The sequence below is a fragment of the Pantoea sp. WMus005 genome, assembly GCF_013415305.1.
GTDB lineage: Bacteria > Pseudomonadota > Gammaproteobacteria > Enterobacterales > Enterobacteriaceae > Pantoea > Pantoea rara.
On record NZ_JACBXU010000032.1, the window covers coordinates 1 to 255 of the forward strand.

Annotated in this window: 1 rRNA gene; it reads left to right on the top strand. The window is 56.5% G+C overall.

Features of this window, described 5'->3' with window-relative positions:
• Nucleotides 1-255, top strand: a 23S ribosomal RNA gene (locus tag HZZ01_RS21220); the annotation flags it as partial.

Consider the following 255-nt stretch of genomic DNA (forward strand, 5'->3'; position numbering starts at 1 on the left):
GTTCAACGTTAATCGGAGCAGGGTGAGTCGACCCCTAAGGCGAGGCCGAAAGGCGTAGTCGATGGGAAACAGGTTAATATTCCTGTACTCGGTGTTACTGCGAAGGGGGGACGGAGAAGGCTATATCAGCCGGGCGACGGTTGTCCCGGTTTAAGCGTGTAGGCGGAGGGTCCAGGTAAATCCGGTCCCTTATCAACGCTGAGGCGTGACGACGAGGCACTACGGTGCTGAAGTGATAAATGCCCAGCTTCCAGG